At 70.9% G+C, this 25,979-nt stretch carries 25 protein-coding genes, 3 tRNA genes and 3 pseudogenes; 25 read left to right on the top strand and 6 right to left on the bottom strand.

The genetic code is table 11. The annotated features are described in order from the left end of the window. Position 1: 1 nt before the first annotated feature. Entirely contained in the window at positions 2-724 is a 723-nt protein-coding gene (locus GKE56_RS10605) for a CPBP family intramembrane glutamic endopeptidase (RefSeq protein ID WP_154684511.1), read from the bottom strand. Further along, positions 721-2,112: a deoxyribodipyrimidine photo-lyase gene (locus tag GKE56_RS10600; RefSeq protein ID WP_154684510.1), complete on the bottom strand. Its 1,392-nt coding sequence runs from the start codon at positions 2,110-2,112 to the stop codon at positions 721-723. Before GKE56_RS10600 ends, GKE56_RS10605 begins: the two co-directional genes overlap by 4 nt. Before the next feature lie 168 nt (positions 2,113-2,280). Here GKE56_RS10600 and GKE56_RS17500 point away from each other — a divergent pair. From GKE56_RS17500 to GKE56_RS10535, 14 genes and pseudogenes are all read left to right on the top strand, one after another. Further along, positions 2,281-4,191, top strand: a pseudogene (locus GKE56_RS17500) (biotin carboxylase N-terminal domain-containing protein); the annotation flags it as partial. A gap of 1,165 nt (positions 4,192-5,356) precedes the next feature. Next, positions 5,357-7,822, top strand: coding sequence for a carboxyl transferase domain-containing protein (locus GKE56_RS17495; protein WP_230208903.1), 2,466 nt, complete (start codon positions 5,357-5,359; stop codon positions 7,820-7,822). Positions 7,823-7,868: 46 nt separating this feature from the next. Next, on the top strand, positions 7,869-8,219 hold the full coding sequence (locus GKE56_RS10590) for a hypothetical protein (RefSeq protein WP_154684509.1): 351 nt from the start codon (positions 7,869-7,871) through the stop codon (positions 8,217-8,219). Next, positions 8,212-8,829, top strand: coding sequence for an NTP transferase domain-containing protein (locus GKE56_RS10585; protein ID WP_230208902.1), 618 nt, complete (start codon positions 8,212-8,214; stop codon positions 8,827-8,829). Before GKE56_RS10590 ends, GKE56_RS10585 begins: the two co-directional genes overlap by 8 nt. 14 nt (positions 8,830-8,843) lie before the next feature. Next, the gene (locus tag GKE56_RS10580; RefSeq protein ID WP_154684507.1) at positions 8,844-9,734 is read left to right on the top strand and encodes a MoxR family ATPase; all 891 of its coding nucleotides are present in this window, start codon (positions 8,844-8,846) and stop codon (positions 9,732-9,734) included. Positions 9,735-9,742: 8 nt separating this feature from the next. After that, entirely contained in the window at positions 9,743-10,861 is a 1,119-nt protein-coding gene (locus tag GKE56_RS10575; RefSeq protein WP_154685737.1) for a VWA domain-containing protein, read from the top strand. Next, positions 10,854-12,017: an XdhC/CoxI family protein gene (locus GKE56_RS10570; protein WP_154684506.1), complete on the top strand. Its 1,164-nt coding sequence runs from the start codon at positions 10,854-10,856 to the stop codon at positions 12,015-12,017. The genes GKE56_RS10575 and GKE56_RS10570 overlap by 8 nt, the downstream gene beginning before the upstream one ends. Positions 12,018-12,146: 129 nt before the next feature. Further along, positions 12,147-12,596 carry a type II 3-dehydroquinate dehydratase gene (gene aroQ, locus GKE56_RS10565; RefSeq protein WP_154684505.1) on the top strand — a complete coding sequence of 150 codons (450 nt, stop codon included), beginning with the start codon at positions 12,147-12,149 and terminating at the stop codon, positions 12,594-12,596. Between the two features lie 125 nt (positions 12,597-12,721). Continuing rightward, positions 12,722-12,794, top strand: a tRNA-Thr gene (locus GKE56_RS10560). A 32-nt stretch (positions 12,795-12,826) separates the two neighbouring features. Beyond that, a tRNA-Met gene (locus GKE56_RS10555) sits at positions 12,827-12,900 on the top strand. A 104-nt stretch (positions 12,901-13,004) separates the two neighbouring features. Continuing rightward, the gene (gene rpmG, locus GKE56_RS10550; protein ID WP_179420867.1) at positions 13,005-13,175 is read left to right on the top strand and encodes a 50S ribosomal protein L33; all 171 of its coding nucleotides are present in this window, start codon (positions 13,005-13,007) and stop codon (positions 13,173-13,175) included. Between the two features lie 84 nt (positions 13,176-13,259). After that, positions 13,260-13,706, top strand: coding sequence for a MaoC family dehydratase N-terminal domain-containing protein (locus GKE56_RS10545; RefSeq protein WP_154684503.1), 447 nt, complete (start codon positions 13,260-13,262; stop codon positions 13,704-13,706). 2 nt (positions 13,707-13,708) lie between these two features. Beyond that, on the top strand, positions 13,709-14,131 hold the full coding sequence (locus GKE56_RS10540) for a MaoC family dehydratase (RefSeq protein ID WP_154684502.1): 423 nt from the start codon (positions 13,709-13,711) through the stop codon (positions 14,129-14,131). 13 nt (positions 14,132-14,144) lie between these two features. Then, positions 14,145-15,227, top strand: a complete 1,083-nt coding sequence (locus GKE56_RS10535; protein WP_154684501.1) for a UDP-N-acetylmuramate dehydrogenase — start codon at positions 14,145-14,147, stop codon at positions 15,225-15,227. A gap of 7 nt (positions 15,228-15,234) precedes the next feature. Here GKE56_RS10535 and GKE56_RS10530 read toward each other — a convergent pair whose 3' ends face one another. Genes GKE56_RS10530 through GKE56_RS18260 form a run of 4 tightly spaced genes read right to left on the bottom strand, consistent with a single transcriptional unit; the run spans position 15,235 to position 18,147 of the window. After that, positions 15,235-16,263, bottom strand: a complete 1,029-nt coding sequence (locus GKE56_RS10530) for an adenosine deaminase (protein WP_154684500.1) — start codon at positions 16,261-16,263, stop codon at positions 15,235-15,237. Positions 16,264-16,290: 27 nt separating this feature from the next. After that, positions 16,291-16,665 (bottom strand): adenosine deaminase, encoded by a 375-nt coding sequence (locus tag GKE56_RS10525; protein ID WP_230208901.1) that lies wholly within the window; start codon positions 16,663-16,665, stop codon positions 16,291-16,293. A 59-nt stretch (positions 16,666-16,724) separates the two neighbouring features. Beyond that, positions 16,725-17,762: an aminotransferase class I/II-fold pyridoxal phosphate-dependent enzyme gene (locus GKE56_RS10520; RefSeq protein WP_370518379.1), complete on the bottom strand. Its 1,038-nt coding sequence runs from the start codon at positions 17,760-17,762 to the stop codon at positions 16,725-16,727. Beyond that, a complete protein-coding gene (locus GKE56_RS18260) occupies positions 17,731-18,147 on the bottom strand; it encodes a hypothetical protein (RefSeq protein ID WP_370518378.1) in 417 nt (138 codons plus the stop codon). Before GKE56_RS18260 ends, GKE56_RS10520 begins: the two co-directional genes overlap by 32 nt. 90 nt (positions 18,148-18,237) lie before the next feature. Between GKE56_RS18260 and GKE56_RS10515 the strand changes: the two genes are divergently transcribed. The 11 genes and pseudogenes from GKE56_RS10515 to GKE56_RS10465 all read left to right on the top strand — a co-directional run bounded on the left by GKE56_RS10515 (position 18,238) and on the right by GKE56_RS10465 (position 25,976). After that, positions 18,238-18,310 (top strand) — tRNA-Trp (locus GKE56_RS10515). Positions 18,311-18,381: 71 nt separating this feature from the next. Continuing rightward, positions 18,382-18,642 carry a preprotein translocase subunit SecE gene (secE, locus tag GKE56_RS10510; protein ID WP_370518376.1) on the top strand — a complete coding sequence of 87 codons (261 nt, stop codon included), beginning with the start codon at positions 18,382-18,384 and terminating at the stop codon, positions 18,640-18,642. Between the two features lie 66 nt (positions 18,643-18,708). Then, positions 18,709-19,534: pseudogene (nusG, locus tag GKE56_RS10505) on the top strand (transcription termination/antitermination protein NusG). Positions 19,535-19,626: 92 nt separating this feature from the next. Next, entirely contained in the window at positions 19,627-20,061 is a 435-nt protein-coding gene (gene rplK, locus GKE56_RS10500; protein ID WP_154684498.1) for a 50S ribosomal protein L11, read from the top strand. Between the two features lie 109 nt (positions 20,062-20,170). After that, entirely contained in the window at positions 20,171-20,887 is a 717-nt protein-coding gene (rplA, locus tag GKE56_RS10495) for a 50S ribosomal protein L1 (RefSeq protein WP_154684497.1), read from the top strand. A gap of 136 nt (positions 20,888-21,023) precedes the next feature. Next, a complete protein-coding gene (locus GKE56_RS10490; protein ID WP_154684496.1) occupies positions 21,024-21,818 on the top strand; it encodes a hypothetical protein in 795 nt (264 codons plus the stop codon). Positions 21,819-22,061: 243 nt separating this feature from the next. Then, positions 22,062-22,695 (top strand): annotated as a pseudogene (gene rplJ, locus GKE56_RS10485) (50S ribosomal protein L10). An 88-nt stretch (positions 22,696-22,783) separates the two neighbouring features. Then, positions 22,784-23,170 carry a 50S ribosomal protein L7/L12 gene (rplL, locus tag GKE56_RS10480; RefSeq protein ID WP_154684495.1) on the top strand — a complete coding sequence of 129 codons (387 nt, stop codon included), beginning with the start codon at positions 22,784-22,786 and terminating at the stop codon, positions 23,168-23,170. Positions 23,171-23,376: 206 nt separating this feature from the next. Then, positions 23,377-24,369 (top strand): ABC transporter ATP-binding protein, encoded by a 993-nt coding sequence (locus tag GKE56_RS10475; protein ID WP_154684494.1) that lies wholly within the window; start codon positions 23,377-23,379, stop codon positions 24,367-24,369. A gap of 47 nt (positions 24,370-24,416) precedes the next feature. After that, positions 24,417-25,136 (top strand): ABC transporter permease, encoded by a 720-nt coding sequence (locus GKE56_RS10470; protein WP_154685736.1) that lies wholly within the window; start codon positions 24,417-24,419, stop codon positions 25,134-25,136. Positions 25,137-25,148: 12 nt separating this feature from the next. Next, complete coding sequence (locus GKE56_RS10465) at positions 25,149-25,976, top strand: ABC transporter permease (RefSeq protein WP_154684493.1); 828 nt, start codon at positions 25,149-25,151, stop codon at positions 25,974-25,976. Positions 25,977-25,979 lie beyond the last annotated feature (3 nt).

Raw genomic sequence — 25,979 nt, 5'->3', positions numbered from 1 at the left:
GTCACCTTCCGACGGACAGGACGGGGGGCAGGAGGAACAGCATGCCGAGCGACCAGGTGAGGTGGATGATGATCGGCCCCAGCACGCCTCCGGTCACGCGTCGTTGGAGGCCGGTCAGCACGCCGAGCAGCGCCCCGGCGAGCACGAGCAAGGGGATGCCGGCGCCCACCGTGGTCAGGGCGTAGACCACCGTGGTCACGAGGACGGGGTGGCTGCGCCCGACCGCGGCATACAGCGCCCCGCGGAAGTAGAGCTCCTCGGCGATGCCGTTGACCGCGGTGATCACCGCCACGAGCGCCAGCGAGCCGAGCCGGGCATGGTCGAGGAGGGTCGTCACGGGGTCGCGCAGGGCTGGGATGCGGGCGACGAGCAGGCCACCGGCGAGGAAGACGGCGAGCAGCACCACCCCGAGGGTGAGCGACTGCACCAGCGGCCTCGCCGCGCCGCCCGCGCGGGTGTGGGCACGCCCCAGGTGGAGCGGGCCGGACAGGAGGGCACCGATCGCCCAGACCGCCGCCAGCCCGAGGGTGGCGGCGTAGAACAGCGGGTCTCCGGGCGTGATCCGCAGGGCCAGGGCGAGGACGACCGCACCCACGACCAGCGTGACGACGGCGACGATGCGGCGGCGCCGGAAGGCGGCGTCGCTCTCCTGGTGGTCGCGCGCCACCGGGAGGACGAGCGCGGCGCGGGCGAAGGAGCGCAGCTCGGTGGCCGGGTTGATCACGCTGACTGCCTGACGGCCTGGTAGCGGCGCAGGGCCTCGCGACGCTCCTCGGCGTGGTCGACCACCCGCTCGGGATAGCCGTGCAGGTAGCCCTGCGGGTGCTTCCACGGCTCGTGGACGGCCTTGCCGGGCAGGTGGGCGAGCTCGGGCACGTAGCGCCGCACGTACTCGCCGTCGGGGTCGTGGGTGAGGCCCTGGGTGACCGGGTTGAAGACGCGGAAGTACGGCGACGCGTCGGTGCCGGTGCCCGCGACCCACTGCCACCCGTGGTTGTTGGACGCGACGTCGCCGTCGATGAGGTGCTCGAGGAAGTGCCGCGCGCCCGCGGGCCACCACACGTGGAGGTCCTTGGTGAGGAAGCTCGCCGTGACCATGCGCATCCGGTTGTGCATCCAGCCCTCGGCGCGCAGCTGTCGCATGGCCGCGTCGACGGCCGGGTAGCCGGTGCGCCCCTGCTGCCACGCCTCGAACAGCTCGGTCGGGGGCTCGTCGTAGGTCATCCCACGGAGGGCCGGTCGCAGGTCGTGCCACGCCGAGTCCGGGTGGTGCCAGAGGACGTCGGCGTAGTACTCGCGCCACGCGAGCTCGGTCGCGAAGCGCTCGGCGCCCTCGCCTCGGTGCTGGGCGAGGCCGGCCAGGAGGGTGCGCGGGTGGATGGTGCCGAGCTTGAGGTGCGGCGACAGTCGCGAGACGCCGTCGCGGTCTGCCCGGTCGCGGTCGTGCCCGTATGCCGTGAGCCCACCGTGGAGGAACTCGGCCCACCGCTGCAGCGCGGCGGATTCGCCCGCGTCGGGAAGGTGCGGCAGGTCCGGTTCAGCGAGCGCCGCGTCCACGACGTCCCACGCCCTGGGGTCGGACGCGACCTCGGCGATGCGCACGCCGTCCGGCTCGGTCGCAGGCGGGGGCCAACCGTGGTCGCGCCAGGCCCTGCTGAACGGTGTGAACACCTGGTAGGGCCCGCCCGTGCCGTTGACCACCGATCCTGGCCCCACGGCATACGGCGAGCCGGTCTCGACGAAGGCGACCCCGCGACCAGCCAGGCTGGGCGTGACAGCGGCGTCCCGGCGGCGCCCCACCGGGGTGGTCTCGCGCGACACGTGCACCGACGTCGCCCCGAGCTCGTCGACGAGCTCGGGCAGCACTGTCCGGGGATCGCCCATCCGCAGGCAGAGCCGTCCGTCGTACGACTCGTCGGTCGCGCGCAGGGTCGCTGCGAGCCAGGCGCGACGGGCTCGGCCAGCGCGCCGCCACAGGGCCGGGTCGAGGACGAAGGCGACGTACACCGGTGCCCCGGCGCTCGCCGCCGCGCCCAGCGCGGGCAGGTCGGCGCGGCGCAGGTCGCGGCGCAGCCACAGGACCGACGCTGCACGGGGCGCGGCAGCGGACATGTCGCCACACTATGCGGGCTCGGAAGCCCTTGCTCGTCAGGCGTCGGTCGCGGCACGACGGGCTCGGGCAACCGCATTACTCGCGAGTCACCCGACTTCGGTGGGAGGCTCAGGGCCGTGGCCTGCGGGTCACGATCAGATGTCCGCCGTCGCTGGGAGGCTCACCGGATGTTCTCGCGCATCGCCATCGTCAACCGAGGCGAGGCCGCCATGCGGCTCATCCACGCCGTGCGCGACCTCAACGCCCAGGCGGGCAGTGGCGGGCACCGGATCGAGACGGTCGCCTTGCACACCGAGGGCGAGAAGCGGGCGATGTTCGTCCGCGAAGCCGACCTCGCGTACAACCTCGGCCCGGCAGCGAACCGTCCCTACCTCGACTACGCCGTCCTCGAGCGGGCGCTCACCGAGAGCGGTGCCGACGCCGCCTGGGTCGGCTGGGGGTTCGTCGCCGAGGATCCCGGCTTCGCCGAGCTCTGCGCCCGCATCGGTGTGACGTTCATCGGTCCGAGCCCCGAGGCGATGCGCCAGCTCGGCGACAAGATCGGGTCCAAGCTGATCGCCGAGGAAGTCGGTGTGCCCGTCGCCCCCTGGAGCGGCGGCGGGGTCGACACGCTGGAGGACGCCAAGGCGGCCGCGGCCAGGATCGGCTACCCGCTCATGCTCAAGGCGACGGCGGGCGGTGGAGGCCGCGGCATCCGCATGGTGGCCTCCGACGCCGACCTCACCGATGCCTACGAACGCACCCGCGACGAGGCCCAGCGTGCCTTCGGGTCCGGTGTGGTGTTCCTCGAGCGGCTGGTGACCGGAGCCCGCCACGTCGAGGTGCAGGTCATCGCCGACGGCCAGGGCACCGCGTGGGCGATCGGGGTGCGCGACTGCTCCATCCAGCGCCGCAACCAGAAGGTCATCGAGGAGTCCGCCTCACCCGTCCTCGCGCCGGAGCAGGTGGCCGAGGTCAAGGCCAGTGCCGAGCGGCTCGCCGTCGCGGTCGGGTATGCCGGTGCCGGCACCGTCGAGTTCCTCTACCACCCGGGCGAGAAGTTCTTCGCCTTCCTTGAAGTGAACACCCGGCTGCAGGTCGAGCACCCGATCACCGAGGTCACGACCGACACCGACCTGGTCAAGCTCCAGCTCCACGTCGCGGGCGGCGGCCGCCTCGAGGGGGAGCGCCCCCGCGAGGAGGGCCACGCGGTCGAGGCACGGCTCAACGCCGAGGACCCCGACCGCGACTTCGCCCCGTCGCCGGGCCGGATCGCCTTGCTCAACCTGCCGTCGGGGCCCGGCATCCGCGTGGACACCGGTGTGGGAGAAGGGGACTCGATCCCCGCCGACTTCGACTCGATGATCGCCAAGATCATCGCCGTCGGCGCAGACCGCGACGAGGCGCTGGCCCGGCTCCGGCGAGCCATGTTCGAGACCACCGTGGTGATCGAGGGCGGCTCGACGAACAAGAGCTTCATCCTCGACCTGCTGGACCAGCCCGAGGTCATCGACGGCAGCGCCGACACCGGCTGGATCGACCGCGTCCGCGGTGAGGGGCGACTCGTCTCCCACCGGCACTCCGGCGTCGCCCTCGTGGCCGCCGGCATCGAGGCCTACGAGGACGAGGAGGGCGTCGAGCGCACCCGCCTGCTCGAGACCGCGCGGGGTGGACGGCCGCAGGTCCAGCACCGCACCGGTCGGGCGATCGACCTCAAGCTGCGGGGCACGGCATACAAGGTCACGGTGTGGCGGATCGGTCCGCACCGGTTCCGGGTGGCCATCGCAGCGGGCGCGACCGAGCAGACCGTCGACGCCGACCTCGACCGGCTCGACGACTACACCAGCCGCATCGTCATCGGTGGTCGCACGCACCGCCTGGTGACGGCGACCCACGGCCCCGTCCAGCTCGTCGAGGTCGACGGTGTCACCCACCGGGTCAGCCGTGACGAGGGCGGTGTCCTGCGCTCGCCGGCCCCCGCGTTGGTGGTCGCCACACCGGCTCCGGTCGGCACCGAGGTCGCGGCAGGTGCGCCCGTGCTCGTGCTGGAGTCGATGAAGATGGAGACCGTCCTGCCCGCACCGTTCGCCGGGCGCGTCAAGGAGCTGCTGGTCTCCACGGGCAGCCAGGTCGAGACCGGGGCACCGCTCGTGCGGCTCGAGCCGCTGGGCGACGGCGAGGCCGCCGAGGCCGAGCCAGACACCGGCGCGGTCGACCTCGACCTGCCCGTCGTCGACCCCTCCGAGGCGGGACCCGCCGAGCGGGCTGCCCGGGCGCGGGCCGACCTGTGCGCGATGCTGCTCGGCTACGACGTCGACCCGCGGGACGAGGGGGCACGGCTGACGACCTACCTCGCGGCGCGGGACCAGCTCGTGGCGCAAGGCAGCTCCCAGACGGTCGCCGAGATCGGGGTGCTCGAGGTGCTGGCCGACTTCGCCGAGCTGAGCCGCAACCGCCCCGCCGGCGAGGAGGCGCACGTCGAGCACCGCGTGCACAGCCCCCGCGAGCACTTCCACACCTACCTCCAGAGCCTCGACGTCGAGCGCGGCGCGCTGCCCGAGCAGTTCCGGGCGAAGCTGGGCCAGGTGCTTCGGCACTACGACCTCGACGGCCTTGACCGCACCCCAGAGCTCGAGGAGGCGGTGTTCCGGATCTTCCTCGCCCAGCAGCGCTCGGCCCCCGACGTCCTCCTGGCCGCCTCGCTGCTGCAGCGCTGGATCGTCGAGCCTTGTCCCGAGCCGCCACTCGACGCGGCAGTGCACGACCTGCTCGACCGCCTCATCGTGGCGACGCAGCTGCGGTTCCCGGTGATCGGCGACCTGGCCCGCAGTGTGCGGTTCCGGTGGTTCGACCAGCCCCTGGTCGACGCCGACCGCGCCAGTGTGCTCGGTGGCGTCGCGCGTGAGGTCGCCGAGCTGGCGACGATGCCCGACAGCCCCGAGCGGGCCACCCGGATCGACTCGCTGGCGGCGATCCCCGAGCAGATCGTGCAGTTCCTCGCCGAGCGGCTCGAGCACGGTGTCCCCGAGCGCGAGCCGATGCTCGCCGTGCTCATCAAGCGGCACTATCGCGAGCATGACCTGGTCAACCTCCGCGAGCTGCAGGTCGAGTCACGGCCGTTCGCGATCGCCGACTACACCCTCGACGACCGCTCCACTCACCTGGTCACCACGGTCGGTCGGGTCGACGAGCTCGTCGCCGACTCGTCGCTGAGCCGAGCGGTCTCCGACCAGGTCGGCCACACCGGGGCCGGGCAGGGAGTCCGTGGTCGACCTCTACCTCGCGTGGCCGGACGAGCCCGAGTCCCCGGAGGAGACCTCCGCGGTGCTCGCCGCACGTCTCGCCGGTATGCCGTGGGCCGAGCGCGCGCGCCGGGTCGCCGTCGCGGTGTCGCCCGGGGGTGGCCGTCCCGTCGGCTACTTCACGTTCCGTCCTGGCCAGGACCACTCCATGGTCGAGGACCGGCTCGTGCGCGGTGTCCACCCCATGGTGGGTCGCCGGCTCAACCTGTGGCGGTTGCGCGACTTCGACGTGACGAGGCTCGAGGCACCCGAGGACGTCCTGCTCTACCTCTGCACAGCGCCGGGCAACGACGCCGACCAGCGGCTGGTCGCCCTGGCCCAGGTGCGTCAGCTCGCCGTGATCCGCGACGACCAGGGTCGGGTCACGGCACTGCCGCACGCGGAGCGCGCCATCGCCAACTGCCTCGAGGCGATCCGTCGGGCCCGCACGGCCCGCGGGGCGGCCGGCGCGCGGCTCGACATGAACCACGTGTGGGTGCACATCTGGCCCCCGATCGACGCCGACCTCGACCAGCTCACCTCGCTCCAGGCGAAGATCACCCCGCTCACCGCGGGCGCGGGCATCGAAGAGGTCCTCGTGCAGGGCCGCGTCGCCACGCCAGATGGCGCGAGCGCTCCTTTGGCCGCCCGGTTCCACTACCAGCCTGGCTCGGGGGTCGTGACGTCGGTGGAGCAGCCGCCGACCGAGCGTCTCAAGCCGCTCGACGACTACGCCCAGAAGGTCGTGCGGGCCCGTCGTCGCGGAGTCGTCTACCCGTACGAGCTGCAGGCCATGATCGCCGGCCCGGGCGGCACGGCCACGGAGTACGACCTCGACGACACCGGAACGCTCGTGCCGGTCGACCGCCCGTACGGTCTCAACAAGGCCGGCATCATCGCAGGCGTCATCAGCTCGCCGACCGAGCGTTACCCCGAGGGCATCACCCGGGTGCTGCTCTGTGGCGACCCCCTCAAGGCCCTCGGTGCGGTCTCCGAGGCGGAGTGCTCACGGGTCATCGCCGCCCTCGACCTGGCCGAGCAGCTGCGGGTGCCCGTCGAGTGGTTCGCGCTCTCGGCCGGGGCGCGCATCTCCATGGACTCCGGCACGGAGAACATGGACTGGGTCGCCCGGGCCCTCAAGCGCATCGTCGAGTTCACCCAGGCCGGCGGCGAGATCAACGTCGTCGTGGCCGGCATCAACGTCGGCGCCCAGCCGTACTGGAACGCCGAGGCCACGATGCTCATGCACACCAAGGGCATCCTGGTGATGACCCCGGACAGCGCGATGGTCCTCACGGGCAAGCAGTCGCTGGACTTCTCCGGTGGGGTGTCGGCCGAGGACAACTTCGGCATCGGCGGGTATGACCGGGTGATGGGGCCGAACGGCCAGGCGCAGTACTGGGCCCCTGACCTGGCCGGCGCCAAGGACGTCCTCATGGCGCACTACGACCACACCTACGTCCACCCCGGCGAGCGGGGCCCGCGCCGCGCTGCCTCGAGCGACCCGGTCGACCGCGACGTCTCGGCATACCCGCACGCGATGCCGGACTCGGGCTTCACCACGGTCGGCGACATCTTCTCGACCGCCACGAACCCCGACCGCAAGAAGGCGTTCGACATCCGCACCCTGATGGCCGCGGTCGCCGACCAGGACCACCCCACCCTCGAGCGCTGGGCCGGCATGGCCGACGCGGAGACCTCAGTGGTGCAGGACGCCCACCTCGGCGGCATCCCGGTCTGCCTCATCGGCATCGAGTCCAAGACCGTGGCCCGGCGCGGCTTCCCGCCCACTGACGGCCCGGACACCTACACGGCGGGCACGTTGTTCCCGCGGTCGTCCAAGAAGACGGCCCGGGCCATCAACGCCGCCAGCGGCAACCGTCCGGTCGTCGTCCTCGCCAACCTGTCCGGGTTCGACGGGTCGCCCGAGTCCATGCGCAGCCTGCAGCTCGAGTATGGCGCCGAGATCGGCCGCGCCATCGTCAACTTCGAGGGACCGATCGTCTTCTGCGTGGTGAGCAGGTACCACGGCGGAGCGTTCGTGGTGTTCTCCAAGGCGCTGAACCCCAACATGACCGTGCTCGCCGTCGAGGGGTCGTTCGCCTCGGTCATCGGTGGTGCACCGGCGGCGGCGGTGGTGTTCGCGCGCGACGTCGACGCCCGGACCGCCGCCGACCCGCGGGTCGAACATCTCGAGGCGCGGCTCGGCGAGGCCAGCGGCGCGCAGCGGGCGGCCCTGGCGACCGAGCTCGCCGAGCTGCGCACCTCGGTTCGCTCCGAGAAGCTGGGCGAGGTGGCCGCCGAGTTCGACAGCGTCCACAGCATCCACCGCGCCGTCAGTGTGGGTAGCGTGGACGCGGTCATCTCCGCGGCCGAGCTCCGTCCGCGCATCATCGCCGCGGTCGAGGCGGGGCAGCGGCGCACGCATGACCTGACCGGTGCGGGGTAAGGGTCCCGATGCACCCGACACCGCGCCTGACACCCAGGAGGACCCGTTGAACGAGCAGGTGAACGAGCAGGTGAACGAGCAGGTGAACGAGCAGGGCAACGACCGTGTGCAGGACCTCGCCGTGACCGACGAGGACGGGTACCTCCGCCACCGGCGCACGCAGACCTTGATGCAGGAGGCCATCGCCGAGGTGGCCGAACGGGCCCGCGGGGCCGAGCTGGCCGACGTCATGGTCATGGTCGAGGCAGCCCTCGCCGCCCGGGGCGTGCCGCCTCAGCCAGCACGCTGGCTCGAGTCGGTGGCCATGGATGCCCAGCAGGGGCGGATCTACGTCGAAGAACCCCACCTGGGTGCAGAGCAGGTGCTCGAGAGGTACACCGACGACTCGCGTGACTGAGCGACCCGTCACCGCCGGGCTGGTGCTTGCCGCAGGCCGCGGGAGCCGGATGGGCGGCCCGAAGGCGATGGTGCCGCACCCGGGTGGTGGCGTGCTGCTCGACCACGCCATCGCGGTCCTGCGCGACGCCGGCTGTGCGCCGGTCGTCGTCGTCCTCGGTGCCGACGCGCCCCACGCGGCGGCCTCCGCCGCTGCTGCTGACGTCGTCGTGGTGGCCCAGAACTGGGCCGACGGCCAGGGCGCCTCGCTGCGCGCCGGACTCGAGGCCCTTGGCGCCAGCCCCGCCGCGTCGGTGGCCGTCCTGCTCGTCGACCTCCCCGACGTCGGAGCCGACGTGCTTCGTCGGGTGGTCCGAGCAGCGGGCCACCCACGGACGAGCCTGGTCCGGGCGGCATACGGAGGGGTTCCCGGTCACCCCGTGGTGCTCGGCCGGGACCACTGGGCACTGGCGGCAGAGTCGGCCACCGGTGACCACGGCGCCCGGGACTACCTGGCCACCCACGTCCACGGTGTGGTCGAGTGTGGCGACCTCGCCACGGGCCGGGACGTGGACACGCCAGAGGACCTGGTGCGAGCCCGAGCCCTGCGCTTCCGCCCGGACCCGACGTAGGCGATGCTGGGGCCATGGAGCCCCGCGAAGCCTTCGAGTCGGCGCAGGCGCTGACGCAGGGGGTGGGCCGCACCGGCTACCTCGCCGACGATGCGCTGGCCACGGTCGCCTGGCTCGCGCTGCGCCTCCAGCGCCCCCTGTTGCTCGAGGGTGAACCCGGCACCGGCAAGACAGCGCTGGCCGAGGCGCTGGCCGAGGCGCTCGACCTGCCGCTGATCCGCCTGCAGTGCTACGAGGGCATCGACGCGACGCAGGCGCTCTACGACTGGGACTTCCCCCGTCAGATCCTCCATCTGCGCGCGGTCGAGGCCGTGGGCCGCGACGAGCGAGACGTGGCCGAGGTCGAGGCGCAGCTGTTCGACCAGCGGTTCCTGCTGGCCCGCCCCGTGCTCCGCGCGCTGCAGGAGTCCCCGGCCGTGCTCCTGGTCGACGAGATCGACCGGGCCGACGACGAGTTCGAGGCGTTCCTCCTCGAGGTGCTGTCGACCTGGCAGGTCACCATCCCGGAGCTGGGCACGGTGACCGCCGCGACGCCTCCCGTCGTCGTCGTGACCTCCAACCGCACCCGTGAGCTCCACGACGCGCTGAAGCGGCGGTGCCTCTACCACTGGATCGACCACCCGAGCCTGGTCCGAGAGCTCGAGATCGTGCGCACCCGTGCGCCCGAGGTCTCGCGGGCCCTCGGGGCGCAGGTGGTGTCGGCCGTGCAGCGGCTGCGCCAGGACGGCGAGCTGATCAAGCCGCCCGGGGTCGCCGAGACCCTCGACTGGGCCCGCGCGCTCCACGAGCTGGGAGCCTCGGAGCTCGACTTCGAGTCGGCGTCAGCGAGCCTGGGCGTGGCCGTGAAGTACCGCGAGGATGCCGAGCGGGTCCGCGCTGCCCTCGACCGGATCCTGTCCCGGTGAGCACTCCGATGACCGCCCCGGTGACCGCTGCGCCCGTTCACCCGGCCGACGAGGTCCTGCTCGGGTTCGCCCGGGCACTGCGCGCGGCGGGCGTGGCCGTGACCGCCGACCGCGAGCGCACCTACCTCGAGGCGGTGGCCTGCGTGGGCCTGGACCACGAGTCCGGCGCGTACTGGGCAGGGCGTGCCACCCTGTGCGCCTCGCCTGCCGACCTCGAGCGATACGACCAGGTGTATGCCGCGTGGTTCGGTCTCGACCGGGCCACGACCGCGCGGCGGCGCGACGCGTCGCACACCGTCGCGCAGGCACCCCTGGCGAGCGGGACCGGGCAGGTCGATGCCGAGCCGGCCGACGACCTCCGCGCGGTCGCCAGTGCGGTCGAGGTGCTCCGTCACCGCGACGTCGCCTCCTTGAGCGCCTCCGAGCGGGCCCTGCTGGCCGGGCTGTTCGCCCAGCTTCGGCCACGGTCGCCGCGGCGCCGAGCCCACCGGCATACCCCCGCGTCGCGCGGCCGGGTCGACGCACGGCGCACGCTGCGCACCCAGCTGCGCCACCTCGGCGAGCCAGGCCCGATCTCGTGGCGCCGCAGGGGAACTCGCGCCCGTCGGGTGGTCCTGCTGGTCGACGTGTCCGGGTCGATGAGCGGTTACGCCGACGCGTTGCTGCGCCTGGCCCACACCTACGCCGCGACCGGCCTGCCCGTCGAGGTGTTCACCCTGGGCACCCGCCTCACCCATGTGACGCGACCGTTGCGCCAGCGCGATCCCGAACGCGCGCTGGTCGCCTGTGGCGCGGTTGTCGCCGACTGGTCCGGCGGCACCCGACTCGCCGAGGGCCTGCGCGCCTTCCTCGTCCGGTGGGGGCGTCGCGGCATGGCGCGGGGCGCGGTCGTCGTGGTGTTCAGCGACGGGTGGGAGCGTGAGGCGCCGGAGGCCCTCGGCGAGCAGATGCGCCAGCTGCGCAGGCTCGCGCACCGGGTCGTGTGGGTGAACCCCCACCGCGGCAAGCGGGGCTACCAGCCGGTGCAACAGGGGATCGTGGCCGCGCTGCCCCATGTCGACGACTTCATCGCCGGCCACTCGATGGCGGCGTTCGAGGAGCTCGTGGAGGTGGTCGGGCGTGCGTGAGGTGCTTCCCGAGCTGATGCGGTGGTGGCGCGCCGGCGCCACGGTCGGCGTCGGCACCGTGGTCGCGACCTGGCGCTCGGCGCCGCGCCCGGCCGGGGCGGCCATGCTCGTCGGCCCGGGGGGCGAGGCCGTGGGCTCGGTGAGCGGCGGATGCGTGGAGGGTGCGGTCTACGACCTCGCGCAGAGCGTCGTGGCCGGGGGAGCGCCCGTCCTGCGGCGCTACGGCGTGAGCGACGACGACGCGTATGCCGTGGGCCTGACCTGCGGGGGCATCCTCGACGTGTTCGTGGAGCGCATCAGCCGCGAGACCTTCCCCGAGCTCCAGCAGGTGGCGGACGACGTCGAGGCCGGCGTACCCGTGGCCGTGGCCACGGTCGTCGAGCACCCCGATCCCGCGTGGCTCGGGCGCCGGATCGTCGTCCGGCCCGAGAGCGACGAGTCGCGGCCGACCGGCTCGCTCGGCAGCAACCGCGCTGACGACGCCGTGACCGACGACGCCCGAGGACTGCTCGCCTCCGGACGCACGGACACCCTGACCTACGGCCCCGACGGCGAGCGCCGCGGTGAGGGGATGCGGGTGTTCGTGTCGTCGTTCGCGCCGCGGCCGCGGATGCTGATCTTCGGGGCGATCGACTTCGCCGCGGCCACTGCCCACGTCGGCACCTTCCTGGGGTATGCCGTGACCGTCTGTGACGCCCGTCCGGTCTTCGCCACGGCGAGCCGCTTCCCCGCGGCCGAGGAAGTCGTCGTGCAGTGGCCGCACCGCTACCTGGCGGCCGAGCGGGACGCCGGACGGCTCGACCCACGGACGGTCATCTGCGTCCTCACCCACGACCCCAAGTTCGACGTGCCCGTCCTCGAGGTCGCCCTGCGGTTGCCCGCGGTGGCCTACGTCGGCGCGATGGGGTCGCGACGCACCCACGAGGACCGCCTCGCCCGGCTGCGCGAGGCCGGGATCACCGATGCCGAGCTCGGCCGACTCTCGAGCCCCATCGGCCTTGACCTCGGCGCCCGCACGCCGGAGGAGACCGCCGTGAGCATCGCGGCCGAGATCGTCGCGCTCCAGTGGGGCGGTCGCGGCGACCGGCTCGCGGACCGGGACGGCCCCATCCACCACCACGGCACCGTGGTCGCAGAACGCAGCAGGCACCACTAGAGCAAGGTCGACGAGGGCTGAGACCGGCGAGCACCCAGCCGAACGGCTGATGTCTCATCCAATGGGACACCCGCCGGGTCCCAAGCCCTACGCTGAGGGCACTAGCCGAGCCACAGGAGCGCCACCGGGATGAGCCAGCGAACCGTCGTCGTCCTCAACGGACCGAACCTCAACCTGCTCGGGGACCGTGAGCCGGAGATCTACGGCTCGGACACCCTGGCGGACATCGAGGCCCTCTGCCGCAAGGCGGCCGGACTGGCGGGACTCGACGTCGACTTCCGGCAGAGCAACCACGAGGGCGTGCTCATCGACGCGATCCACGAGGCGCGCGGCTCGGCTGCGGGCATCGTCATCAACGCCGGCGCCTACACCCACACCTCGATCGCCCTGCGCGACGCGCTCGCTGCGGTGACGATCCCGGTCTTCGAGGTGCACCTGAGCAACGTCCACCGCCGCGAGGAGTTCCGGCACCACTCCTACCTCTCGGCCGTGTGCGACGGGGTCATCGTGGGGTGTGGCCCGAGCGGGTACGCCTACGCCATCGCGCGCATCTCGGAGCTGATCGACCCGCGCCACTGACGGCCGGTGAGCCGCCCTCGCAGGGCGGTGAACCGGCGGCATACCCTCGATTTTCGGTGAGGGGACCGGAGCGTGTAGTCTCACCGACGCACTTCCGCGCGGCTCTCGCGAGCCCCGGTGAGCGCGCCCCCTTAGCTCAGTCGGCAGAGCGTTTCCATGGTAAGGAAAAGGTCGTCGGTTCGATTCCGACAGGGGGCTCTGGGAGGCGTCGCAAGGCGCCGCAACCCCATGGCGGGGTAGCTCAGCTGGTTAGAGCGCACGACTCATAATCGTGAGGTCGCGGGATCGAGCCCCGCTCCCGCTACAACCGCGATTTCAGGATTCAGCCTGAACTCGCGTATTCTGATGCGTCGCCGCCCTGTGGCGTCACAGACTTCACACCCGTCAGTTCCGAGAGCAGGTTGCCCCGTGGCTAGCAAGAGCACCGATGTCCGCCCCAAGATCACCTTGGCGTGCGTGGATTGCAAGGAGCGCAACTACATCACCAAGAAGAACCGTCGGAACAACCCCGACCGTCTCGAGATGAAGAAGTTCTGCCCCCGCGACGGCAAGCACACCCTCCACCGCGAGACCCGCTGACCTGAGCTCCACCGACAGCCGCCCCGGATCGTCATCCGCGGGCGGCTTTGTCGTCCCCCCGAGTGGGCCCCCTAGAGTGTCGCCATGGCCGTCAACGCAGACTTCGCAGGGCGCAGCTACCCGCCCAGTGGCCCGTATGCCGTGGACGCGGCGATGCTGTCCGCCTTCGCCGCCGCGGTGGGCTCGAAGGACCCCGTGCACACCTCCGCCGAGGCCGCCCGTGCCGCCGGCTACCGCGACGTGATCGCGCCGCCGACCTTCGCGGTCACCATCGCGCAGCGGTGCGACGCCGTGTTCGTCCAGGACCCCGACGCCGGCATCGACTACAGCCGCGTCGTCCACGGTGAGCAGCGGTTCGTCCACCACCGACCCATCACGGCGGGCGACTCGGTGCTCGGCACCCTGACCGTCGACTCGGTCCGCGAGGCCGGCGGCCATGCCATGGTCACGACGCGCACCGAGCTCGTCACCGAGGCCGGTGAGGCCCTGTGCACCTCGACGTCCACCATCGTCATCCGAGGAGGGGAGTGAGCATGGCCGTGCGCACGCTCGCCGACACCAGCGTGGGCGACGCCATCGGGCCGGTGAGCGTCGCGATCACCCGAGAGACCCTGGTGGCCTACGCCGACGCGTCCGGCGACCAGAACCCCATCCACCAGGACGAGGCCTTCGCCAAGTCGGTCGGGCTACCTGACGTCATCGCCCACGGCATGTTCACCATGGGTGCGGCCGGCTCGGTGGTCGAGGAGTGGGCCGGTGACGGTGGCCGGGTCGTCGAGTTCGGGACCCGCTTCACCAAGCCGGTCGTCGTGCCGCAGTCCGGCGGCGAGCTCGAGGTCAGTGGCGTCGTCAAGGCACTCGACGAGGACGCCCGGCGGGCGACGGTCGAGCTGACGGCGACCAGCGAGGGCGCCAAGGTCCTCGGCCGCTGCGTTGCCGTGGTCCAGCTCGACTGACCGTGCTGCCCTGATGCGCGAAGAGCACGACGTCCCCCTGGCGTCCCTGACGACCATGCACGTGGGTGGCCCAGCCGGTCGCCTGGTCGTCGCCGAGAGCATCGACGAGATCGTCGACACGGTGCGCGAGGTCGATGACGCCGACGAGCCCCTCCTGGTGCTCGGCGGCGGTTCCAACCTCGTCGTGTCGGACGACGGCTTCGCCGGCACCGTCGTGCGCCTCGCCAACGACGGTGTCGCGGTGGAGTCGTCCGACCTGTGCGGCGGCGTGATGGTCCGCGTCGGGGCGGGCGTCGTCTGGGACGAGTTCGTGGTCCGGGCAGTGGCCGAGGGGTGGTCGGGCGTCGAGGCGCTGTCCGGCATCCCGGGTTCGACCGGCGCGACGCCGGTCCAGAACGTCGGCGCCTACGGCCAGGAGGTCGCCCAGACCATCGCGTCGGTGCGGGTCTGGGACCGCAGCGCCCAGGAGGTGCGCACGTTCGCCTCAGCCGACTGCGGCTTCACCTACCGCCACTCCATCTTCAAGGCGTCGTCGCGGTACGTCGTGCTCGACGTCCTCTTCCAGCTCACCCCGAGCACCCTGAGCCAGCCGATCCGGTATGCCGACCTGGCCCGTCAGCTCGGCGTGCAGCCGGGGGAGCGGGTCCCCCTCGAGGACGCTCGGGCCGGCGTGCTCGCCCAACGTGGTCAGCGGGGCATGGTCCTCGACGGCGACGACCACGACACCTGGTCCTGTGGGTCGTTCTTCACCAACCCGATCCTGTCCGCGCGCCGGTTCGAGGAGCTCGAGCGGCGGGCGGCCGCGCGGCTCGGGGCCGATGGCCTCGATGGCTCGGTGCCGCCACGGTTCGCCGACCCCGACGGCAACGTCAAGACCTCGGCCGCCTGGCTCATCGACCATGCCGGCTTTGGCAAGGGGTACGGGCTGCCGGGTCCCGCAGCCCTCTCCACCAAGCACACCCTGGCGATCACCAACCGGGGTGGAGCCAGGGCAGCGGACATCGCGGCGCTCGCCCGCGAGATCCAGGCCGGCGTCGTCGACGCGTTCGGGGTGACCCTGGTCAACGAACCAGTCTTCGTCGGCCTGGTCCTCTGACCCCAGTTCAGTCCGGGGCGTCGAGCCAGGTGTCGACGTCGGCCATCGCCTTGGCCCGCAGGTCCTCCGGAGCTCGCGACGCCCGCAGCGAGCCACGCGCGAGCTCGGCGAGCTCGGCGTCGCTGAACCCGAGGGCGTCGCGCGCCAGGGTGTACTGGTCGGCCAGGCGCGAGCCGAACAGCAACGGGTCGTCGGCGCCCAGGGCCACCGGTATGCCGTGCTCGAGGATGGTGCGTAGCGGCACCTCCTGCGCGCTGGTGAAGACCCCCAGCGAGACGTTGCTGCCGGGGCACACCTCGAGCGCGACACCGGCCTCGGCGACGAGCTCGAGGACTCGGGGATCCTCGACACTGCGCACCCCGTGGCCGATGCGGTCGGGCCTGATGGCCTCGAGGGTGGTCTCGACGGCGGTCGGCCCCAACAGCTCACCGGCATGGGGGACCAGGGCCAGACCCGCGCGCCGGGCGATCTCGAAGGCTGGCGCGAACTCCTCGGTCACACCACGCCGCTCGTCGTTGCTCAGCCCGAAGCCGACGACGTCGCCGGGCCCGTCTCCGGCATGCTGCGCCGCGAGTCGAGCCAGCGCCCGGGCGTCGAGCGGGTGGCGGATCCGGCTGGCCGCCACGACGACAGCCACCTGGGTCGGACCCAGCGCCGACACGCTGCGCGCCTCGTCGAGGATGATCTCGAGCGCCGGGGTGATGCCGCCGACGAACGGCGCGTACGACGTCGGGTCGACCTGGATCTCGAGCCATCGGGAGCCCTCAGCAGCGTCGTCGAGAGCCGCCTCGTGCACGATCCGGCGCAGGTCGTCGCCGTCCCGCACGCAGGCCCGGGCTGCGTCGTACAGCCGCTGGAACCGGAACCACCCCCGCTCGTCGCGGGCGCTGAGCTGGGGCGGCCACCCGCCGGTGAGGGCATCCGGCAGGTGGAGACCATGCTTGTCCGCGAGCTCGCGGACGGTCTCGACCCGCATGGAGCCGGTGAAGTGCAGGTGCAGGTGCGCCTTGGGGAGGGTGCTGACCGGGCGCGGCATGGCGAGCAGTCTTGCACCTGCGTTCGCTCAGTCCTCCACGATGTGCATCGCGGCGTCCTCCGGACCCTCGCCGGGCTCGAGACCCTCGCCGCTGACGCGGTCGCGCGGGCCGCCCGGACGGCGGTCGAGGCCGCTCTCGTTGTCGGGAGCCCCGTAGGCCGAGTCCGGGTCGGGCACCTCCTGGGCGATGCGCTGGTCGATCGTCTCGTCCTGGGCCTGCTCCGAGGCGGTCGTTCCCCACTCGGTGTTGCGCGGCTGCTGGTCGGGCGGCGACCAGGGCTCGTTGTCGCCCTCGCTCGCGTCGAGCAGCTCCTCCTGGGCGCTGCCGGCATCGGTGGCGTCGTCGATGCTGTAGCTGCCGAGGTCGTCGTCGAGGCTTTCGGTTCCGGGCTGATCGCTCATGGTCCCCACCCTGCGCGAGCCTGGTCGAGTCCGCAAGGTGGATGCGCGCGGCATAACCGTCAGGCGGTGCCGCGCACCTGCTCGGCTGCCGCGAGCAGCACGCAGGTCGCGACACCCTCCATGGCCTCGGTGACCTGGTCGAGCGGAGGGAAGGTCGGCGCGAGGCGGATGTTGCGGTCGCGGGGGTCCTCGCCGTGGGGGAAGGACGCACCGGCAGGGGTCAGGGCGATCCCGGCAGCCTTGGCGAGCGCGACGACCCGCGAGGCGATGCCGTCGAGCACGTCGAGGCTGACGAAGTAGCCCCCGGTGGGGGTGGTCCACGTGGCGACGCCGAGCCCACCAAGTCGCTCGGAGAGGACTCGCTCCACCTCGGCGAACTTCGGAGCGATGATCGCGCGGTGCTTGGCCATGTGGTCGCGGACGCCCTGGGGCGAGCCGAAGAACTGCGCGTGCCGCAGCTGGTTGACCTTGTCGGGGCCGATGGAGCCCTTGCCCAGGTGGCCGGTGTACCAGCCGACGTTCTCGACCGAGCCGGCGAGGAACGCCACGCCCGCCCCGGCCAGGGTGATCTTGGAGGTCGACGCGAACATGATCGGTCGGTGCGGGTGGCCCGCGGCGGCGGCCAGGCTGAGGATGTCGGCGCTCTTGGCTTCGTCCTCGGTGAGGTGGTGGAACGCGTAGGCGTTGTCCCAGAAGATCTTGAAGTCCGGTGCCGCGGTCTGCATGGACGCGAGCCGGGCCGCGACCTCCTGCGTGACGACCGCGCCCGTCGGGTTGGCATAGGTCGGGACGATCCAGATGCCCTTGATGCTGGGGTCGCTCGCGGCGAGCCTCGCGACGGCCTCGACGTCAGGGCCGTCGTCGTGCATCGGCACGGTGACCATGTCGATCCCGAACCAGCTGAGCAGGGTGAAGTGGCGGTCGTACCCCGGCACGGGGCAGATGAAGGTGACCTTGTCCTCCTGGCCCCACGGGCGCTCGCCATCCACGGCGCCGTGCAGCCACAGGTCGACGAGCACCTCCCGCATCATGACCAGGCTGGAGCTGCCCCCGGCCACGACCTGCTCAGGCTCCACCCACAGCAGCTCCGCGAACATCTCGCGCAGCTCGGCGATCCCCCTCGAGCCCGCCGTAGTTGCGGGTGTCGACGCCGTGGGCGTCCTTCGGGCCGCGCGGCAGGGCGAACAGGCCGTCGCTGAGGTCCAGCTGGGCCGCGGCCGGCTTGCCTCGGGTCAGGTCGAGCGAGAGCCCGCGCCGGGTGAGCGCGTCGTAGGCGGCCTGCTGCTCTCGGACGAACGCGTCGAGCTCGGCGGTGGAGCGCTCGGCGAGGGGGGTGGTGGCGGAGGTGGCGGTCTGCTCGGTCACGGGGTCCATGCTCCCATTGCCCGGGGTATGCCGTGCAGGCCACGTCCGCGCGCTGGTCACCCACGCCGTGGTCGTCAGGCTGGGCGCCGCGAGTTCGCGTTCGGCGCCGTGCCTCACGTATGCTTCTTGCTCGGTTGACTTTGGCCATGCTTCCGGCATGCCCGAAATCAGCCGCCCGGAACTCCTCGCCCCCGCGAGCAGTTCCGTAGGGCAGTGGCTCAATTGGTAGAGCACCGGTCTCCAAAACCGGCGGTTGGGGGTTCGAGTCCCTCCTGCCCTGCGTAGCAGGACCTGCGGCGCCGACCCGGCACCGCGGCATACACCACCGAAAGCAGAGGCATCGTGACGGACGTGAGCGCGGACACCCGCGGCTCTGGTCGCACCGGTCGCAAGCGCGACAGGGACGGCAACCCGATCTCGCGGTTCTTCCGCTCCGTGTCCCTGTTCATCAGCCAGATCCTCGACGAGCTGCGCAAGGTCGTGCGGCCCACGCGCTCGGAGCTGGTCAACTACACGATCGTGGTGATCGTGTTCGTGACGTTCGTGATGGCGCTGGTCTCGACCGTGGACTTCGGCTTCACCAAGCTCGTCCTGTGGGTCTTCGGCGGCTAGCCCACCGCTCTCCGCCGCATGACCGGGGCAACCCGGCCGCACACCAGAAGGAAGTAGGTCATCAGCGTGTCCGACCAGTGGACCACCGAGAACGCCGAGCCGCAGACGGATGCCGTCGCGGTCGATCACGACGCGGTCGATGTCGCCGAGCCCGCCCAGTCCGCCGAGGCCGAGTTCACCGCACCCGCTGAGGCCGCCGAGTTCAGCGAGGCCCCTGAGGCCCCTGAGGCCGCTGAGGGCACGGAGGAGCCCACGGAGCCCGTGGAGCCCATGGAGCCGGTCGACCCCGTGCAGGAGTTCAAGGACAAGCTCGCCTCCCAGTTCGGCGACTGGTTCGTCGTGCACTCCTACGCCGGCTACGAGAACCGCGTGAAGGCCAACCTCGAGAACCGCACGACCTCCCTCAACATGGAGGACTACATCTTCCAGGCCGAGGTGCCCATGGAAGAGGTCACCGAGATCAAGAACGGCCAGAAGAAGCTGGTTCGCAGAGTCCGGATGCCCGGATACGTCCTGGTCCGGATGGACCTCACCGACGAGTCCTGGGGCGCCGTGCGCCACACCCCCCGGCGTGACCGGCTTCGTCGGCAACGCCCACCAGCCGGTGCCGCTCAGCCTCGACGAGGTCTTCACCATGCTCGCCCCGGCCGACCTCGAGAGCCCGGCCACGGCCGGCGCCTCCGGTGGCGCCCAGGGTGGCAAGCCCAAGGAGATCACCGTCGTGGACTTCGAGGTGGGCGAGTCGGTCACCGTGATGGAGGGGCCGTTCGAGACCCTTCCCGCCACGATTTCCGAGATCAACCCCGACACCCAGAAGCTCAAGGTGCTGGTCTCGATCTTCGGCCGGGAGACCCCGGTCGAGCTGTCGTTCAACCAGGTCGCCAAGATCTGAGCGCGCGGCAGCACCTGTTCCCGGCACCCCGGGAGCATGCAACCGGGTCATCGCCCACGGCGTAGGCCCAACCCAACCAAAGGAACACAGCAATGCCTCCCAAGAGCAAGAAGATCTCCGGCTTCATCAAGCTGCAGATCCAGGCCGGCGCAGCCACCCCGGCACCTCCCGTCGGCCCCGCGCTCGGTCAGCACGGCGTCAACATCATGGAGTTCGTCAAGGCGTACAACGCGGCGACGGAGTCCCAGCGCGGCAACGTCATCCCCGTGGAGATCACGGTCTTCGAGGACCGGTCCTTCACCTTCATCACCAAGACGCCGCCGGCCGCCGAGCTGATCAAGAAGGCCGCTGGCGTGCCCAAGGGTTCTGGCGAGCCGCACAAGACCAAGGTCGCCAAGCTGTCCGCCGACCAGGTCCGCGCCATCGCCGAGCAGAAGATGGAAGACCTGAACGCCAACGACATCGACCAGGCGATGAAGATCATCGCCGGCACCGCCCGCTCGATGGGCATCGACACCACCCTCTAAAGGGAACAAGCCCGGTATGCCGCCCACGCGGCATACCGGGGCACGTGGCAGGACCGCGCTGGTCCGTACCGACCACAACTCCACCGAAACACCAAGCACAGGAGCAGCAATGAAGCGCAGCAAGGCTTACCGCGCCGCCAGCGAGAAGATCGACCCGGCGAAGGCGTACGCACCCCTCGAGGCGGTCCGCCTCGCCAAGGAGACCTCTCCCACGAAGTACGACGCCACCGTCGAGGTCGCCATGCGACTCGGTGTCGACCCCCGCAAGGCCGACCAGATGGTCCGCGGCACCGTGAACCTGCCGCACGGCACCGGCAAGACGGCCCGCGTGCTCGTCTTCGCCAACGGTGACAAGGCAGAGGCCGCCCGCGAGGCCGGCGCCGACTTCGTCGGCTCTGACGACCTCCTCGAGAAGGTCGCTGGCGGCTGGCTCGACTTCGACTCGGTCGTCGCGACCCCCGACATGATGGGCAAGGTCGGTCGCCTCGGCAAGGTCCTCGGCCCGCGTGGCCTCATGCCCAACCCGAAGACCGGCACGGTCACGATGGACACGGCCAAGGCCGTGACCGACATCAAGGGCGGCAAGATCGAGTTCCGGGTCGACAAGCACGGCAACCTCCACTTCATCGTCGGCAAGACGTCCTTCGACGAGAAGGCCCTCGTGGAGAACTACGGCGCCGCGCTCGACGAGATCCTGCGGCTGAAGCCGTCGGCGTCCAAGGGTCGCTACATCCAGAAGGCCACCATGACCACGACGATGGGCCCTGGCATCCCGCTGGACTACAACCGCACCCGCAACCTCCTGGTCGAGGACACCGAGGCCTGATCGGTCCCGCCACCACCACGGTGGGCCCGTCGGCACTTCGGTGCCGACGGGCCCACCGTCATTTCCTGTGGTCGGGCTAGTCTGGAGGTATGCGGCGGACCACCTCGCCGCCTGCGCCAGTTGGGGGAGAACCGTCGTGAAGACCAGCTCGTTGGCCGCCGTTGCCCTCTCTGTTGCCATCTCCGGGGCGCTCGCCCTGGGCGCCTGCGGCTCCTCGGGCACCGCCACGTCGAGCAGTACCACGTCGAGCATGGCGGCCGGCGCGTCGTCCTCCGCCGCGGGAGGCGCTCTCAAGGCCGGCGACACCGTCGACGGCGCCGCCTTGGCCACCCGGATGACCGCGGCGATGCTCAAGGCGGGGTCTGGCACCCTGACGGTCGACCTCGGCGCTACCGGCCAGGTCTCCGGCGCCTTCGCCATCAAGTCCGGTGTCATGGAGCAGCAGATGGCGATGACCGTCCAAGGTCAGCCCATGGAGATCGTCTCCAAGGGCGGCATCATCTACATGAAGGGCATCCCCGGCTCGACGAAGCCGTGGGTCAAGATCGACCCCAAGGCGACCGACCCGTTCAGCACGATGTTCGCCGGTCTCACCGGTCAGATGGGTGATCCGCGCCAGCTCGCGAAGGCGCTCGAGGGCACCACGGCCACGGTGGTGAGCTCGTCTGCGGACGCGACCGTGTACGACGTCACCATCGACCCGTCCAAGCTGACCGGCGCGAGCGGTCAGACGAGCGGCCAGACCGCGACGCCCTCGGTCGGCCCCGTCAAGGCTCGGTACACCCTCGACGCCCAGGACCGCCCGACCGCGATGAAGGTCGACGCCCAGGGCCAGACCGTCGTCGTCACCTTCGCCGACTGGGGCAAGCCGGTCAGCGTCCAGGCGCCCCCGGCTGACCAGGTCGGCGCGTTCCAGCTCCCCGCCAGCTGACCGATTTGGCCGATCGGCGAGCAGCGCCGTACTCTTGACCCTGACCACAGACCGCTTGGTTGTCGCGTGCCCACTCTGGTGAACACGAGACCGAAGGTCCACCTGAGGTGGGCGCCAGCGCAGGCCGCGACAACCGCACCCCGACCTGTTCGGGCTGCGTGCCCCGTGCCCTGCGCCGGGGCTTTTCTCATGTGGCGCCTTCACTGCCCGGTGGTCCATCACCACACACGGAAGGGAGGCCCCATGGCCAAGGCTGACAAGGCTGCCGCCATCGCCGAGCTGTCGGACAAGTTCCGCAACTCCGGTGCGGCCGTGCTGACCGAGTACCGCGGGCTTTCGGTGAAGCAGATCACCACGCTCCGCAACTCGCTGCGCGGGAACGCCACCTTCGCCGTCGTGAAGAACACGCTCACCGAGCTTGCCGCCAAGGAGGCCGGAGTCACGGCTTTCGAGGGCCAGCTCGTCGGCCCGTCCGCCATCGCCTTCGTCGATGGCGACCCGGTCGAGGCTGCCAAGGGCCTGCGTGACTTCGCCAAGGCGAACCCCCTCCTCGTGATCAAGGGCGGCGTCCTCGACGGCAAGGCCCTCACCCCCGAGGAAATCACCAAGCTCGCGGACCTCGAGTCCCGCGAGGTTCTCCTGGCCAAGCTGGCCGGTGCCCTCCAGGCGTCGCTCAGCCAGGCTGTCTACCTCTTCGCCGCACCGTTGTCGCAGACCGCTCGGGTCGTCGAGGCGCTGCGTGCCAAGGTCGAGGCCGAGGGTGGCGCTGCCGCTGCCCCCCGTCGCCGAGGCTGCCGAGGAGACCCCCGCTGCCGAGGCTGCCGACACGGCACCCGAGGTCGCTGCAGACGTCGCCGAGGGTGGCGACGCGAGCTGATCCCTCCTGGGCAACCCGGCGAGGTCAGCTCACCCACCAAACCGCCACTCACGGCATACACGAAGTACGAAACGAAAGGACGCCCATCATGGCGAAGCTCTCCACCGACGAGCTCCTTGAGGCCTTCAAGGAAATGACCCTCATCGAGCTCTCTGAGTTCGTGAAGCAGTTCGAGGACACCTTCAACGTCACCGCCGCCGCCCCCGTGGCCGTGGCCGCGGCCGGCGCCCCCGCCGGCGGCGAGACCGCTGCCGTCGAGGAGCAGGACGAGTTCGACGTCGTCCTCGAGGCCGCTGGCGACAAGAAGATCCAGGTCATCAAGGAGGTCCGCGCGCTGACCTCCCTCGGCCTGAAGGAAGCCAAGGACCTCGTGGACGGCGCCCCCAAGCCCGTCCTCGAGAAGGTCGACAAGGCTGCCGCGGAGAAGGCCAAGGAGGCCCTCGAGGGCGCCGGGGCCACCGTCACCCTCAAGTGATCTGAGCTTCCCTCGGGAAGCGACGCACTGCTCGAAGCGGGTCCGACCTCACGGTCGGGCCCGCTTTGGCGTATGCCGACGGCATATTCGTGCGCGCCAAGGGGTGCCCTAGGGCCTACCGGCCCGTAACCTCGGGTCCACTCGGTCGTTGACCCATACGAGCCGGGGCCCTCGCGGGCACGCAATTTTTCACGACGAGGTGAGCAGTGGGCGTTGAGATCAAGGTCGAAGGCCTGACCAAGCGGTTCGGGTCGCAGGTCATCTGGAACGACGTCTCGCTCACCCTCCCCGCCGGTGAGATCTCGGTGATGCTCGGCCCCTCGGGCACGGGCAAGTCCGTGTTCCTCAAGACCCTGGTCGGGCTCCTCAAGCCCGACGCCGGCGCCATCTGGATCCAGGACCGCGACCTGACCCAGCTGCGCGAGCACGACCTCTACGAGGTGCGCAAGCTGTTCGGGGTGCTCTTCCAGGACGGCGCCCTGTTCGGCTCGATGAACCTCTACGACAACGTCGCGTTCCCGCTGCGCGAGCACACCAAGAAGTCCGAGTCCGACATCCGCAAGATCGTGCTCGAGAAGATGGAGCTGGTCGGCCTCAGCGGCGCCGAGAGCAAGCTGCCCGGCGAGATCTCCGGCGGTATGCGCAAACGCGCCGGCCTGGCCCGGGCCCTCGTGCTCGACCCCGAGATCCTGCTCATCGACGAGCCCGACTCGGGTCTGGACCCGGTTCGCACGTCGTACATCAACCAGCTCTTCATCGACCTCAACGCCCAGATCGACGCGACGTTCCTCATCGTCACCCACGACATCAACTCGACCCGCACCGTGCCTGACAACATCGGCCTGCTCTACCACCGGCACCTGGCCATGTTCGGACCGCGCGAGATGCTGCTGAGCTCCGAGGAGCCGGTGGTGCGCCAGTTCCTCAACGCCCAGACCATCGGGCCGATCGGCATGTCCGAGGAGAAGGACGCCGACGAGCTCGCGTCCGAGATCGGCCAGGAGCTGCCGCCGCTGCCACCCATCCCGCTCCAGCTCGGCACCAGCGACGGCACTCCTCGCCGCGGTGAGCGTCCGGCGGGGGAGTGGTGCCGCGCGAACGGCATCACGCCGCCCCCCGGGTCGTTCCAGTCGCACAGCGCCGGCATGCCGAGCGTCGGCACGCCGAGCGATGGCCCGGTCAGCGAGGCCGTGTCGTGAAGAACCCTGCCGTCGGAGCCCTGCGCCAGAGTGGGTCGCTGTTCGCCATGGTGATCGACACCATGCGCGCGATGCCCCGTCGGCCGTTCCAGACCAAGGAGTTCATCCAGCAGTGCTGGTTCATCGCCTCGGTCACCATCGTGCCGACGGCCCTGGTGTCCATCCCGTTCGGCGCGGTCATCGCGCTCCAGCTCGGCACCCTCACCCGTCAGCTCGGCGCCCAGTCGTTCACCGGTGCTGCCTCGGTGCTGGCGGTGATCCGCGAAGCCTCACCGATCGTCACCGCGCTGCTCATCGCGGGCGCCGGTGGCTCGGCGATCTGTGCCGACCTGGGCTCGCGCAAGATCCGCGAGGAGATCGACGCCATGGAGGTGCTCGGCATCAGCCCGATCCAGCGCCTCGTGGTGCCGCGGGTGCTCGCCGCCATGGTGGTCGCCGTCCTGCTCAACGGGCTGGTGTCCGTCGTGGGCGTGGCCGGCGGCTACTTCTTCAACGTGATCATCCAGGGCGGCACGCCCGGCGCGTACATCGCCTCGTTCACGGCGCTGGCCCAGCTGGCCGACCTGTGGACCAGTGAGATCAAGGCCCTGATCTTCGGCTTCATCGCGGCGGTCGTCGCGGCATACAAGGGCCTGACCGCCGGAGGCGGCCCCAAGGGAGTCGGCGACGCCGTGAACCAGAGTGTGGTCATCACCTTCATGTTCCTGTTCGTCGTGAACTTCGTCGCCAGCGCCGTGTACTTCCAAGTCGTCCCGCAGAAGATCTGAAGAGGTGCGCCGATGAGCAAGGTTCTGGACCTCGCAGGTCGTCCCGTCGAGGCGTTGGACAGCCTCGGTGAGCAGATGCGCTTCTATGTGCGGTCGCTGGCGTGGAGCGGTCGGACCGTCCGTCGCTACAAGAAGGAGGTCATCCGCCTGCTCGCGGAGGTCTCCCTCGGCTCAGGCGCGCTCTCGGTCATCGGGGGCACGGTCGGCGTCATCGCCTTCCTCGCCTTCTTCACCGGCAGCCAGGTCGGCCTGCAGGGGTACTCCTCGCTCAACCAGCTCGGCACCGGCGCCTTCACGGGCTTCGTCTCGGCGTACCTCAACACCCGTGAGATCGCGCCCCTCGTGGCTGGTCTGGCGCTCGCCGCGACGGTGGGGTGTGGCTTCACCGCCCAGCTGGGCGCCATGCGGATCTCCGAGGAGGTCGACGCGCTCGAGGTCATGGGCGTCCCCTCCCTGCCCTTCCTCGTGACCACCCGGATGATCGCCGGGTTCGTCGCCGTCGTGCCGCTGTACGTCCTCGGCCTGCTGTCGTCCTACGGCGCGACGCGGTTCATCGTCGTGCACTACTTCGGTCAGTCAGCGGGCACCTATGACCACTACTTCCACCTCTTCCTGCCCCCGATCGACGTGCTCTACTCCTTCCTCAAGGTGATGGTCTTCGCGGTCGTGATCATCCTGATCCACTGCTACTACGGCTACAACGCCTCGGGTGGCCCCGCTGGCGTGGGCGTCGCGGTCGGCAAGGCCGTGCGCACCTCGATCGTGGCCATCAACATCGTCGACTTCTTCTTCTCGCTCGCTGTCTGGGGCGCGACCACCACCGTGCGGATCGCGGGATAGTCG

It is taken from the genome of Nostocoides sp. HKS02 (genome assembly GCF_009707485.1).
Lineage (GTDB): Bacteria > Actinomycetota > Actinomycetes > Actinomycetales > Dermatophilaceae > Pedococcus.
This window is presented reverse-complemented; position numbering and strand designations above follow the sequence as displayed.

Bases quoted from the DNA above. Each gene is read 5' to 3' on its own strand.
- aroQ (WP_154684505.1), top strand. From the start codon at position 12,147: ATGAGCCAGCGAACCGTCGTCGTCCTCAACGGACCGAACCTCAACCTG.
- rplK (WP_154684498.1), top strand. From the start codon at position 19,627: ATGCCTCCCAAGAGCAAGAAGATCTCCGGCTTCATCAAGCTGCAGATC.
- GKE56_RS10545 (WP_154684503.1), top strand. From the start codon at position 13,260: ATGGCCGTCAACGCAGACTTCGCAGGGCGCAGCTACCCGCCCAGTGGC.
- GKE56_RS10535 (WP_154684501.1), top strand. From the start codon at position 14,145: ATGCGCGAAGAGCACGACGTCCCCCTGGCGTCCCTGACGACCATGCAC.
- GKE56_RS10600 (WP_154684510.1), bottom strand. From the start codon at position 2,112: ATGTCCGCTGCCGCGCCCCGTGCAGCGTCGGTCCTGTGGCTGCGCCGC.
- GKE56_RS10470 (WP_154685736.1), top strand. From the start codon at position 24,417: ATGGTGATCGACACCATGCGCGCGATGCCCCGTCGGCCGTTCCAGACC.
- GKE56_RS10580 (WP_154684507.1), top strand. From the start codon at position 8,844: ATGGAGCCCCGCGAAGCCTTCGAGTCGGCGCAGGCGCTGACGCAGGGG.
- GKE56_RS10465 (WP_154684493.1), top strand. From the start codon at position 25,149: ATGAGCAAGGTTCTGGACCTCGCAGGTCGTCCCGTCGAGGCGTTGGAC.
- GKE56_RS10530 (WP_154684500.1), bottom strand. From the start codon at position 16,263: ATGCCGCGCCCGGTCAGCACCCTCCCCAAGGCGCACCTGCACCTGCAC.
- GKE56_RS10525 (WP_230208901.1), bottom strand. From the start codon at position 16,665: ATGAGCGATCAGCCCGGAACCGAAAGCCTCGACGACGACCTCGGCAGC.
- GKE56_RS10540 (WP_154684502.1), top strand. From the start codon at position 13,709: ATGGCCGTGCGCACGCTCGCCGACACCAGCGTGGGCGACGCCATCGGG.
- rplL (WP_154684495.1), top strand. From the start codon at position 22,784: ATGGCGAAGCTCTCCACCGACGAGCTCCTTGAGGCCTTCAAGGAAATG.
- GKE56_RS10575 (WP_154685737.1), top strand. From the start codon at position 9,743: ATGACCGCCCCGGTGACCGCTGCGCCCGTTCACCCGGCCGACGAGGTC.
- rplA (WP_154684497.1), top strand. From the start codon at position 20,171: ATGAAGCGCAGCAAGGCTTACCGCGCCGCCAGCGAGAAGATCGACCCG.
- GKE56_RS10520 (WP_370518379.1), bottom strand. From the start codon at position 17,762: ATGTTCGCGGAGCTGCTGTGGGTGGAGCCTGAGCAGGTCGTGGCCGGG.